Annotated in this window: 6 protein-coding genes; 4 read left to right on the top strand and 2 right to left on the bottom strand. The window is 63.1% G+C overall.

Annotation, left to right across the window (positions count from 1 at the left end):
• Window positions 1-2: 2 nt before the first annotated feature.
• Both GVN17_RS07345 and GVN17_RS07340 read right to left on the bottom strand, forming a co-directional pair.
• The gene (locus GVN17_RS07345) at window positions 3-704 is read right to left on the bottom strand and encodes a 3-oxoacid CoA-transferase subunit A (protein WP_166594563.1); all 702 of its coding nucleotides are present in this window, start codon (window positions 702-704) and stop codon (window positions 3-5) included.
• A 391-nt stretch (window positions 705-1,095) separates the two neighbouring features.
• Entirely contained in the window at window positions 1,096-2,775 is a 1,680-nt protein-coding gene (locus GVN17_RS07340; protein WP_166594562.1) for a methyl-accepting chemotaxis protein, read from the bottom strand.
• A 317-nt stretch (window positions 2,776-3,092) separates the two neighbouring features.
• Here GVN17_RS07340 and GVN17_RS07335 point away from each other — a divergent pair, with 317 nt between their 5' ends.
• From GVN17_RS07335 to GVN17_RS07320, 4 genes are read left to right on the top strand one after another with little or no spacing between them, the layout of a single operon-like run.
• Window positions 3,093-4,349 carry an efflux RND transporter periplasmic adaptor subunit gene (locus GVN17_RS07335; RefSeq protein ID WP_178115708.1) on the top strand — a complete coding sequence of 419 codons (1,257 nt, stop codon included), beginning with the start codon at window positions 3,093-3,095 and terminating at the stop codon, window positions 4,347-4,349.
• Entirely contained in the window at window positions 4,346-7,543 is a 3,198-nt protein-coding gene (locus GVN17_RS07330; RefSeq protein ID WP_166594561.1) for an efflux RND transporter permease subunit, read from the top strand. Before GVN17_RS07335 ends, GVN17_RS07330 begins: the two co-directional genes overlap by 4 nt.
• Window positions 7,540-10,647 (top strand): efflux RND transporter permease subunit, encoded by a 3,108-nt coding sequence (locus GVN17_RS07325; RefSeq protein WP_166594560.1) that lies wholly within the window; start codon window positions 7,540-7,542, stop codon window positions 10,645-10,647. Before GVN17_RS07330 ends, GVN17_RS07325 begins: the two co-directional genes overlap by 4 nt.
• Before the next feature lie 17 nt (window positions 10,648-10,664).
• Complete coding sequence (locus tag GVN17_RS07320) at window positions 10,665-12,107, top strand: efflux transporter outer membrane subunit (protein ID WP_166594559.1); 1,443 nt, start codon at window positions 10,665-10,667, stop codon at window positions 12,105-12,107.
• Window positions 12,108-12,434: the final 327 nt, after the last annotated feature.

The raw sequence follows: 12,434 nt of genomic DNA, 5'->3' as shown, positions 1-12,434 counted from the left end.
CCTCAGACGGCAGTGGCGGTGGCGGAAGGAGAGACGGCGTGGCCCGGCACGGCCACCACGCGCTGGACGAAAATCCCGGGGGTGATGATGTGTTCCGGGTCCAGTTGGCCCAGTTCCACGATTTCATCGACCTGAGCGATGGCGACTTTCGCAGCCATCGCCATGATCGGCCCGAAATTACGTGCCGCCTTGCGGTACACGAGGTTGCCCCAGCGGTCGCCCTTGTGGGCCTTGATCAAGGCGATGTCGGCGTGGAGGGGCATTTCCAGCACGTAGTCCCGGCCGTCGATCACGCGGGTTTCCTTGCCTGCGGCGAGCAGCGTGCCGAAGCCGGTGGGCGAGTAGAACGCGCCAATGCCCGAGCCCGCGGCACGAATGCGTTCGGCCAGGTTACCCTGAGGCACCACTTCCAGTTCGACTTTACCGGCGCGGTACAGCTCGTCGAACACGTAGGAGTCCGACTGGCGCGGGAAGGAGCACACGACCTTGCGTACGCTGCCCGCCTTGAGCAATGCCGCCAGGCCGTGATCGCCGTTACCCGCGTTGTTGCTGATGATGGTCAGCTCCCGCGCACCCGTGGCGATGACGCCATCAATCAATTCGGACGGCATGCCGGCACTGCCGAAGCCCCCGACCATGATGACGGCGCCATCACGTATGCCTTCCACCGCAGCGGCGATGGATTCGAATCTCTTGTCAATCACGGACAGCTCCTCGTTCTGAAAGGGCGGCGTCAGGAAGGGGGCACTCACGATCCCGGTTACTTCGACTGCGCGGCCACGTGTAAGCGACCGGCGCATCACACCATAAAGTGCGCGGACAGAGGGGGCTGTGGTGGCGAAGTTGGGCGATTATCGGACGGAGATTTAGGGTGGCCCCGATGACCGCTGGGCATCCGTAGGAACGAATTCATTCGCGAGAAGCGCGTCCGGTCGATAGAGCTGTGTCGCCTGACCCACCTTCGCGAATGAATTCGCTCCCACAGGGGCCGGTGTCGCCGCAGGGTTCAGCCATGCCGCGGCCTCAATCGTGGGAGCGAATTCATTCGCGAAGGCGGTACGGCCGACGCAAAAGCCTGTGTGAATCACCGGGGACTCACACCCTGAACTGCCCCACCGCCGTGGTCAGTTCCTGACTGAGCAGCGACAGCTCCCGTGCCGTATTGGCCCCCTGTTGCGTGTCTTGGGCGACGGTTTCGATAGAGGATGCAATCTGCTGAACGCTGCGGTTGATCTCTTCGGAGACTGCGGTCTGTTGCTCGGCGGCGCTGGCGATCTGGGCGTTCATGGCGTTGATGGTGGAAATCAGCGCGCCGATGGCGTCCAGCGAGGTGGTGGCCCGAGCGGCCTGTTCGCGGGTCTGGTTACCCGCGTCACTGGACTGCTTCATGGCGCTGACGGTGTCGACCGTGCCCGCTTCCAGTCGGCCGATCATGCCGTGAATCTCTTTGGTGCTCTCCTGGGTGCGGCTGGCCAGCGCCCGAACCTCGTCCGCAACCACCGCAAAACCGCGACCCGCTTCACCGGCCCGTGCGGCTTCGATGGCGGCGTTGAGGGCCAACAGGTTGGTCTGTTCGGCGATGGCGCGAATCACCCCGAGCACCCCGGCGATGGCGTCCACCTCGGTTTGCAATCTTGTCAGGGAGGTGCCGCTGACGCGCAGGTTGTCCACCAACCCGTGAATGCTGTCGACACTGGCGCTGACGATCTGCCCGGCGGACGCCCCCTCGTGCTGCGCCTGATTGGCCGCCCGAGCCGCTTCCTGAGCGTTTTGCGCGACTTGCAACGCGGCGGCACTCATTTCGTTGATCGCCGCTGCGACCTGATCGGTCTCCTGACGTTGCAGGTCCATGGCCCGTTCAGAGCGCTGCGCCTGATCGGTGACACCCGTCACCAACGTGTTCAGGCGCAGGGTCATGCCGGTGACGTTGCCGATCAGCCCCTGAATTTTCTCGACGAAACGGTTGAAGGCCACCGCCAGTTCGCCGAGCTCATCGTTTCTCGTCACAGGGAGTCGACGGGTCAGGTCGCCGTCACCCGAGGCGATGTTTTCCAGCTGGAGGCGCAGTTGCAGCAGCGGATTGAACAAGCGTTTCACCTGCCACGCGGCCAACAGCGCCAGCAGGATGGACGCCACGATGCTCAGCGCCAGGATTTGCCACACCAGCTCCGCGCGACGGGACTTGAGCTCGTCGCTCACTTGGGCGACCTGAGCGTCGATGTCGTCCATGTTCACCGCCGTGCCAATCATCAAATTCCATTTTTCGAGGTACAGCGCATAGCCGATCTTGGGCACGACCTTGTCGCTGTTCGGCACCGGGAAGCGATACCGCTGATAGTGCGACCCGGCCTTGGCCACCCGCACCAGTTCGTTGATCACGAACACGCCATCAGGGTCGCGAAAGTTGCTGAAACTCTCGCCAATCTTCACGTCCTTGTCAGCCCAGAACACCCGCACGCTATTGGCGTCGTAACCGAAGTAATAACCGTCGGTGCCGTAACGCAGTTGTTTGAGGACATTGACGGCCTTGTCGCGCGCGGTCAGGTCGCCGGGTGCGGAGGCGTCGTACAGGGAGGCGATCGCACTTTGGGCAACCTGGACCGAATGTTCCAGGGCGTTTTGGCGATCAGTGATCAGGGTACGGCGCGTGTCGTTGATCTGGTCGTCGGCCGTTTTCTGCAACAGCATCACCGCCAAACCCGTAATCAGCACGGCGAGCAATAGCGCAGGGACAACGCACAGCAAAACGACTTTGCTACGGATAGAAAGGGTCATGTTTTCAGCACCGGAAATTTGTTATTGGGGTCGGCACGAAGGCGGGCTGATGATAACCAGCATGTAACAGATTTGATGCTCGTAGTAGTACGTAGGAATGTTTGAGCCGTGTTAGACATCTGTCTAATTGAAGAGTAGGGATGGAACTTTCTGGCGATAAAAATGACGGGGCTTTCACAGTGTAAATAATCTGAAAAGGTCATCTTTACAGCTTGTTACAACTCTCCATGGAGGGCTAAATGACACTACACCGACCGCGTTCCAAGCCGCGTCGTTGACCGTTGCACGCGTCATCCCTTGTCCAGCAGAAGTCACCCATGACCCAGATCCCGGCAGCCCGTTCACGCAAGCGCATCGTTGTCATTGCGCTCCTGATAGTCGCAGCCCTCGTCGCTGTCTTTCTTTACCTTCGGCACACGCCCGCCAATGCGCCGACCCAGCGTGACGGCAGCGCCGTGCCTGCCAGCCCCGGCGGACGTCATGCCGGGCCGGGGATGACCGACCCCAACGCCACGGTGAGCGTGGCGGTCGGGACGGCAGCAGCAGCGGATGTACCGGTGATTCAGCAGGCGCTGGGCACGGTGATCCCGAATTACTCGGTCACGGTCACCAGCCGCGTCGACGGTGAGCTGATTGCGGTGTACTTCACCGAAGGCCAGTACGTGAAAAAAGGCCAGTTGCTGGCGCAGATCGACCCCCGCGCCTATCAGGCCACGCTCGATCAGTACCAGGGCGACATGGCGCAGAATCAGGCGCTGCTCAAAAGCGCGCAACTGACCGCTGAACGCTATAAACGGCTATTCGCCAAGGACTCGCTGGCCAAACAGGACCTGGACACCCAGATGGCCACGGTCGGGCAGTACGCCGGTGCGGTAAAGGCCGATCAGGGCCAGATCGACGCGGCGAAGCTGAACCTGATCTACGCCAAAATCGTCTCGCCCATCGACGGCTACGTCGGCTTGCGCCTGGTGGACCCCGGCAATATCGTGTCGTCCAGCAGCACCACGGGCATCGTCACTGTCACCCAGACCAACCCCATCGCCGTGACGTTCAGCCTGCCGCAAGCGCAACTGGCGTCGCTCTTGCCGAAAGTGCGCAAAGGCGAATCACTGAGCGTGCAGGCCCTCGATCAACTGGGCACCACGCCGTTGGCCAGCGGCACACTGAAGTTCATCAGCAACGAAATCGACACCAACACCGGCAGCATCAAACTCAAGGCGCAGTTCGATAACCCGGATGAAAAGCTCTACCCCAACCAGTTCGTCAACGTGAAGCTGACCACCGACACCCTGCACAACGCCGTCGTCGTGCCATCTGCCGCCGTGCAGTTGAGCAGCACGGGCGAGTTTCTGTATGCGGTGAAGGACGGCAAGGTCAACCGTCGCAGCATCAAGGTCGGCCCCGTCATGGGCGATCAGACCGTGATCACCGAGGGCGTGGCGCTGGGCGAGCAGGTGGTGACGCGGGGCATCGATCACTTGCGTGACGGCAGCAAGGTCGAAATCGAGAAGGCCGGCACGGACATCGCCACCGAAAAAACCGACAAGCGTACTGCCGGTACCACCGCCCCATGAACCCATCACGGCTGTTTATCCAGCGTCCGGTCGCCACGATGTTGCTGATGCTGGCGGTGATGCTGGCCGGTATCTTCGCCTACCGTTTGCTCGCGACCTCGGCATTGCCCGAAGTCGATTACCCGACGATTCAGGTCAGTACGCTCTATCCCGGCGCCAGTTCCAGCGTGTTGGCGTCGGCGGTCACTGCACCGCTTGAACGCCAGTTGGGCCAAATGGCCGGTTTGGCGCAGATGTATTCCACCAGTTCGGCGGGGGCCTCGGTCATCACGCTGAAGTTTTCCCTCGACCTGTCACTGGACGTCGCCGAGCAGGAAGTGCAGGCCGCAATCAACGCCGCCAACAGCCTGCTGCCCAGCGACTTGCCGAACCCGCCGACGTACAAGAAGGTCAACCCCGCCGACACCGCCGTGCTGACCCTCGCCGCCACGTCCGACAGCCTGCCGCTGACCCGTGTGCAGGACCTGATCAACACCCGCGTCGCCCTCAAACTCTCACAGATATCGGGCGTCGGTATGGTCAGCCTGGCGGGCGGTCAGCAGCCAGCGGTGAAAATCGAGGTCAACCCCACCAGCCTCGCAGCCCACGGCCTGACGCTGGAAGACGTCTACGACAAGGTCAACGCCGCCAACGTCAATGGCTCCAAAGGCGGTTTTGACGGCCCGTCGCACTCGATCACCATCGACGCCAACGACCAGCTGCGGGATGCCGTGGAGTACGGCGAACTGGTCCTGGCCTACGAAAACGGCTCGGCGCTGCGCCTCAAGGACGTCGCCACCACCGCCGAAGCGCCTCAGGACCAGTACCTGTCCGCCACCGCCAACGGCCAGCCGGCCATTGTCATCGCCGTGCAGCGTCAGCCCGGCGCCAATGTCATCGAAGTGGTCGACAGCATCGAGCAGAAATTGCAGACCTTGCAGTCGGCGCTGCCGGATTCGGTGAAGCTGACCGTGATCAGCGACCGTACCCAGACCATTCGTGCGTCGATCAAGGACGTGCAGATCGAGCTGATGCTGTCCATCGGGCTCGTGGTGTTGGTGACGTTTGCGTTTCTCGGCAGTTTCACCGCCACGCTGATCCCCAGCCTCGCGGTGCCGCTTTCGCTGATCGGCACGTTTGGCGTCATGTACCTCGCCGGTTTCAGCGTGAACAACCTGACGCTGATGGCGCTGACCATCGCCACCGGCTTCGTCATCGACGACGCCATCGTGGTGGTCGAGAACATCTCCCGGCACCTTGAGGAAGGCGAAGAGCCGATGGCGGCGGCCTTCAAGGGTTCGCAGGAAATCGGCTTCACCATCATCTCGCTGACGTTCTCGCTGATCGCCGTGCTCATTCCGCTGTTGTTCATGGGCGACGTCGTGGGGCGATTGTTTCGGGAGTTCGCGATCACGCTGGCGGTGGCGATTCTGGTGTCGATGATCGTCTCGTTGACCCTGACCCCGATGCTCTGCGCGCACCTGTTGCGCCATGTGCCCGAAGAAGGAAAGGGCCGTTTTGCCGCCTGGGGTGACCGTCAGTATCAAAAGGTGCTGGACGGCTACGACCGGGGGCTGGTGTGGGTGCTGGATCACCAGAAGCTGACGTTGCTCGTGGCAGTCGGCACCGTCGCGCTCACCGCGTTTTTGTACCTCGTCGTGCCCAAGGGCTTCTTTCCGACGCAGGACACCGGGCTGATTCAAGGCTTTACCCGGGCCTCCCAGGACGTGTCGTTCAGTGAGATGGCGCGGCGGCAGCAGGCGATGGTGGAGGTGGTGCGCCAGGACCCGGCCGTGGCGTCGGTGTCGTCCACCATTGGTGTCGACGGCAACAACGACTCGCTGAACAACGGCCGCTTGCAGATCGACCTCAAGCCCTTCGAAGACCGGAACGAAACCGCCACTCAGGTCATCACCCGTCTGGAAAAAGCCGCCAGCGCGGTGGCCGGGATTCAGCTCAATCTGGTGTCCTCGCAAGACCTCACCGTCGATGACCAACTGACCCCCAGCCAGTACCAGTTCACCCTCGACGATTCGGAAAGCGCGAACCTCTCGGCACTGGTGCCGAAGCTGATGGAGAAACTGCAACAGCGCCCGGAAATGCGCGACGTCATCGACAACCTGCAAGATCAGGGGCTGGTGGCCTATGTCGAGCTGGACCGGGCGGCGGCCATGCGTTACGGGATCAGCGCGTCAGATGTCGACACCGCGCTGTATAACGCCTTCGGCCAGCGCTTGATTTCGACGATCTTCACCCAGTCCAACCAGTACCGCGTGGTGCTGCAAGTGCCGGGGCAGTTTCAGCAGAACCTCGCAGCGTTCGACAACATTTACCTGTCGGCTGCAACGGGCATCACCAACGCCACGACTACGGCCACCACCGGCGCGTCGTCGAGCACCAGCAGCACGGCGACGTCCACGACCACCACAACACCTGCACAGATGGTGCGCCTGACCGACATTGCCAAGGTCGGGCAGCGCACCGGTTCGCTGTCGTTGAGTCGGCTGGATCAATTCCCGGCCGTGACGGTGTCGTTCAACCTGGCGGACGGCTATTCGCTGGAGCAGGCGCAGCAGGCCATCGCTCAGGTCATGACCGATCTGGCCGCGCCGACCAGCATCACCCTGCGTTATCAGGGCGCCGCCGAAGCGTTCCAGACCGCCACCGGCAACACGCTGTGGCTGATTCTCGCGGCGCTGGTGACCATGTACATCGTGCTGGGCATGCTCTACGAGAGTTTCATTCACCCGGTGACCATCCTCTCGACCTTGCCCTCGGCGGCCATCGGCGCGTTGCTTGCGCTGTTGCTGACCGGTACCGAATTCAGCCTGATTGCGCTGATCGGGGTCATCCTGCTGATCGGCATCGTCAAGAAAAACGCGATCATGATGATCGACTTCGCCCTCGAAGGCCGTCAGCAGCAACGCCTCAGCGCCCGCGACGCGATCCACCGCGCGGCCTTGCTCCGTCTGCGGCCGATTCTGATGACCACCCTCGCAGCGTTGTTCGGCGCCTTGCCATTGATGCTGGCGACCGGGGCGGGCGCGGAACTGCGGCGTCCGCTGGGGCTGGTGATCGTCGGTGGGTTGCTGCTGAGCCAAGTGCTGACGCTGTTCACCACGCCGGTGATTTACTTGCTGTTCGATAGCCTGTCAGAACGGGCGAAGGCGCGCTTCAACCATGGCAGCACGCGCATTGACCGAGGCGAGGCATGAACCTCTCGCGGCTGTTCATCCGGCGCCCGGTCGCCACCTTGCTGCTGAGCCTGAGCATCACCCTGGCCGGGATTCTCGGTTACACGTTGCTGCCGGTGGCGCCGCTGCCACAGGTGGACTTCCCGACGATCATGGTCAGCGCCTCATTGCCGGGGGCCAGTCCCGAAACCATGGCCGCCACAGTGGCCACGCCATTGGAACGCAGCCTCGGACAGATCGCCGGGATCACCGAGATGACGTCCACCAGCAGCCAGGGCTCGACCACGCTGATCCTGCAATTCGAACTCGACCGCGACATCAACGGTGCCGCCCGGGACGTGCAGGCTGCGATCAACGCCTCCCGCAGCCTGTTGCCCAGTTCCATGCCGTCGTTGCCGACCTACCGCAAGGCCAACCCGTCCGAAGCGCCGGTGTTGATGCTGGCCTTGACCTCATCGACCCGCAGCCCCGGCGAGCTTTACGACCTCGCGTACAGCAAGCTGCAACAGAAAGTCGCGCAGGTGAACGGCGTCGGCGAAGTGTCGGTGCGCGGCGGTGCGTTGCCGGCCGTGCGGATCGACATTCAGCCGAACCTGCTGAATCACGCCGGGATTTCGCTGGAAACCGTGCGCACCGTCATCAACAACGCCACCAAGGCCAAGCCCAAGGGCATTTTGCAGGGCGACGGGCAGAGTTGGGTGGTCGACGCCAACGACCAGATCGACAAGGCCGCTGATTACCAGGCGCTGGTCATCACCTACCAGAACGGCAGCGCCGTGCACCTGCGGGACGTGGCCAACGTCTATGACTCGGTGGAAGACGCCTTCGTCGGCGGCTATTACAACGGCCAGCCCTCCGTGACCCTCGGGGTGACCCGCCAGGCGGGCGCGAATATGTTGCAGACCATCGACCGGATCAAGGCGCTGCTTCCCGAGTTGCAGCGCGAAATCCCCGGCGACGTGCAATTGATCAGCGTCATCGACCGTGGCCCGACGGTGCGCTCGTCTCTGCACGACACCGAGGAAACCCTGCTGATCGCCACGCTGCTGGTGATCGCCGTGGTCTTCGTGTTCCTGCGCAACGTGCGGGCGACGCTGATCCCGGCCGTGGTGTTGCCGGTGTCGCTGATCGGCACCTGCTCGCTGATGTATTTGTTGGGCTACAGCCTCGACAACCTGTCGCTGATGGCGCTGATCATCTGCACCGGTTTTGTGGTGGACGACGCCATTGTGGTGCTGGAAAACATTGCCCGTTACCAGGAAATGGGCATGCGCCCGCTGCGTGCAGCGCTGATGGGGACCCGGGAAGTGGGCTTCACGGTGCTGTCGATGACCCTGTCGCTGATCGCGGTGTTCATCCCGATTCTGCTGATGGGCAGCATCGTCGGGCGGCTGTTTCGTGAGTTCGCCGTGACGTTGAGCATCGCGCTGGGGCTGTCGATGATCGTGTCCCTGAGCCTGACGCCCGTGCTGTGCGTGTTGCTGTTGCGCCAACCGGCCCACGATGCCTCTGAGCCGCGGCTGTATCGCTGGATCGAAGCCGGACTGGCCCGAATGCAAGGTGCGTACATCACGGCGCTGGGCTGGGTCCTGCGTCACCGGCTGCTGACCCTGTTCAGCCTGCTGCTGACCGTGGTGCTCAATGTGTACCTGTACGCCACGGTGCCGAAGGGTTTCTTTCCGGCCCAGGACACCGGGGTGTTGATGGGCGCGGTGCGGGCCGACCAGAACATTTCGTTTCAGGCGCTCAAGCCGTACCTGATGAAGATCGCACACGATCTGGCGGCGGACCCGGACGTTGAAGCCGTGATGTCGTCCACCGGCAGCGGGCGGGCAGGCTCGCGCAACACCGGTGACTTCTTCGTGAGGCTCAAGGATTACACCCAGCGCACCAGCAGCGCGGCAGTGATCGCCAACCGTCTTACCAAAGCGAATAACACGTCAGCGGGGATTCAGGTGTTCCTGACCCCGGCGGAAGACATTCGCGTCGGCGGGCGCAGCGCCAACGCCACGTACCAGTTCAGCCTTCAGGCGGACGACCTCGACGTGTTGCGCCAGTGGGAACCGAAGGTCGAGACTGCGTTACGCGCCTTGCCGGAACTGACGGGCATCGACTCCGATGCGCAAACCGGCGGGCAAGAACTCAAGCTGCACATCGACCGCGCCGCAGCGAGCCGGCTGGGCGTGAGCGTCACCGACATCGACAACCTGCTGAACAACGCCTACAGCCAGCGCCAGGTGGCGACCCTCTACAAAACCCTCAACCAATACCACGTGGTCATGGGCCTGGACCCGTTCTACACCCGCGACCCGACCATGCTCGACCGCATGTACGTGATCAACAGCGACAACCAGCAAGTGCCGCTGACCGCCTTCGCCACCTTCAGCCCGGACAACGCGCCGCTGGCCGTCGCGCACCAGGGCCAGTCGGCCACCAGTACCATTGCCTTCAACTTGCAGGACGGTGTTTCGCTGGATCAGGCGACCGTGGCGATCAACAACGCGGTGGACAAGGTCGGCATGCCCCGCGACGTGCAATACGGTTTCGCGGGCACCGCTCAAGCCTATGCGGCCCTCGCCGCGAGCATGCCCTGGCTGATCGCGGCAGCGTTGCTGGCGGTCTATATCGTCTTGGGCGTGCTGTACGAGAGCTACATCCACCCGCTGACCATCCTCTCGACCTTGCCATCGGCCGGGGTAGGGGCGCTGTTATTGCTCAAGGCGGTGAACATGCAGCTGACGGTGATCGCGCTGATCGGCATTCTGCTGTTGATCGGCATCGTCAAAAAGAACGCGATCATGATGATCGACTTCGCGCTGATGGCCGAGCGAGACCGTCATCTGCCGCCGGAGCAGGCGATCATCGAAGCCTGCCGCATGCGTTTCCGGCCCATCATGATGACCACACTCGCGGCGTTTTTCGGCGCCTTGCCGTTGGCGCTCGGCAGTGGCGGCGACGCCGATCTGCGCAAGCCACTGGGGGTGGCCATCGCCGGGGGCCTGGTGTTGAGCCAGGTGCTGACGCTGTTCACCACGCCGGTGGTGTACCTCTATCTCGATCGCTTGAGCCGTGCCTCCCGGCACGTCTGGCACACGCGTATTCGCCGCACTCACGTGCCCGGCTGACTGACAGGGTTGAATGAATGAACGCTCCACCGTTTTCCCGTTTGTGTCTTTTCGTGGTGCTGAGCAGCGGCCTGTTGAGCGGCTGCATGGTCGGCCCGGATTACCACCGGCCCACCGCGCCGATCTCGGCGACTTTCAAGGAGGCCGAAGGCTGGAAGGCCGCCAGTCCGCAGGATGATCAGCCCAAAGGGCCGTGGTGGACGCGGTATCAGGACCCGCAGTTGAACGCGCTGGTGGATCAGGTGCAGCTCAATAACCAGAACGTGGCGCTCTACGCCGCGCAGTACCAGCAGGCGTTGGCGCTGGTGCGGCAATCGCGCGCCAACCTGTTCCCGACGCTGGACGCCACAGGGGCCGGGACGCGCAGTGAAACACGCACGGGCTCTTCGTCCGGCACGAGTGGCACCAGCGGGGGCAGCAGTGCGGGCGGGGTGCGGAAGGAATATTCGGCGAGCCTTGATTTGAGCTGGGAAGCGGACATCTGGGGCAAGCTGCGCCGCACCACCGAGCAGGACCGCGCCAGTGCCCAGGCCAGCGCGGCCGATTTGGCCAATGCCACCCTCAGTGCGCAATCGTCACTGGCACAGGATTACTTTCAATTGCGGGTGCTGGACCAGCGCATCGTGCTCTACCGCGAGACCATCGCCGGTTACGAGCGCTATTTGCAGATCATCCAGAACAAGTACGACGAGCAGATTTCGTCGCGGGCGGACCTCGCCACCGGCAAAACGCAGTTGCAGAGCGCCCAGGCCTCGATGCTTGATCTGCAATGGCAGCGGGCGCAGTTCGAGCACGCCATCGCGCTTTTGATCGGCAAACCGCCGGCCGACTTTGCGTTGGCGGCCGATCCGGCCTGGCGGTACCACGTGCCCAACGTGCCGACGGGTGTGCCGAGCCGCCTGCTGGAACGCCGCCCGGACATCGCCTCGGCCGAACGGCAAATGGCCGCGGCCAACGCGGCAGTGGGCGTGGCGACCGCTGCGTACTACCCCGACCTGACGCTGAGCGCCAGCGGTGGCTATCAAGGCTCGACGATCAGCAACCTGTTCTCGATCCCGAACCGCTTCTGGTCCATCGGCCCGAGCCTGACCGGCAACATCCTCGATTTCGGCGCCACCGAAGCCAGCGTCGATCAGGCCCGCCACGCCTACGACGCGACCGTCGCCACCTACCGCCAGACCGTGCTGACGGGATTAGGCGAGGTGGAGGATTATCTGGTGGAACTGCGCACGCTGGAACCGGAATTGCTGGCGCGTCGCAACTCCGCGCAATCGGCGGAAGAATCGGCGTCGGTGAGTCGGGATCAGTACGAAGCCGGGGTGATCGATTATCTGGATGTCGCGACGACGCAGGCCACCAGCCTCAACGAGCGGCAGACGTTGTTGAGCCTGGTGGCGACGCAACTCACCGCGAGTGTGCAACTTCAGGCGGCACTCGGTGGGGGATGGGAGGGGTTGTGAAGATTTGGCGAGGGTGGTGGCGCGCCAATGCCGAGGGTCCGAGGTTGTCCCTGTGGGAGCTGCCGGAGCTGTGCGACGGCCGCGAAAGCGGTGTATCAGACAACGCATTTTTCACTGACCCACCGCTGTCGCTGCCGTCGTACCTCCGGCGTCTCCCACAAGGGTGGTGGCGCGGCAATGCCCAGGGTTCGACGCTGTCCCTGTGGGAGCTGCCGGAGCTGTGCGACGGCCGCGACAGCGGCGTTTCAGACAAAGCTCTTCAACTGACCCACCGCTGTCGCTGCCGTCGTCCCTCCGGCGTCTCCCACAAGGGTGGTGGCGTGCGAA

The sequence above is a fragment of the Pseudomonas sp. SLFW genome (genome assembly GCF_009905615.1).
Classification (GTDB): Bacteria; Pseudomonadota; Gammaproteobacteria; order Pseudomonadales; family Pseudomonadaceae; genus Aquipseudomonas; species Aquipseudomonas bambusae.
This window is presented reverse-complemented; position numbering and strand designations above follow the sequence as displayed.

What these genes read in the sequence shown, in the direction of transcription:
- GVN17_RS07335 (WP_178115708.1), top strand. Translation starts at nt 3,093, where the DNA reads ATGACCCAGATCCCGGCAGCCCGTTCACGCAAGCGCATCGTTGTCATT.
- GVN17_RS07320 (WP_166594559.1), top strand. Translation starts at nt 10,665, where the DNA reads ATGAACGCTCCACCGTTTTCCCGTTTGTGTCTTTTCGTGGTGCTGAGC.
- GVN17_RS07340 (WP_166594562.1), bottom strand. Translation starts at nt 2,775, where the DNA reads ATGACCCTTTCTATCCGTAGCAAAGTCGTTTTGCTGTGCGTTGTCCCT.
- GVN17_RS07330 (WP_166594561.1), top strand. Translation starts at nt 4,346, where the DNA reads ATGAACCCATCACGGCTGTTTATCCAGCGTCCGGTCGCCACGATGTTG.
- GVN17_RS07325 (WP_166594560.1), top strand. Translation starts at nt 7,540, where the DNA reads ATGAACCTCTCGCGGCTGTTCATCCGGCGCCCGGTCGCCACCTTGCTG.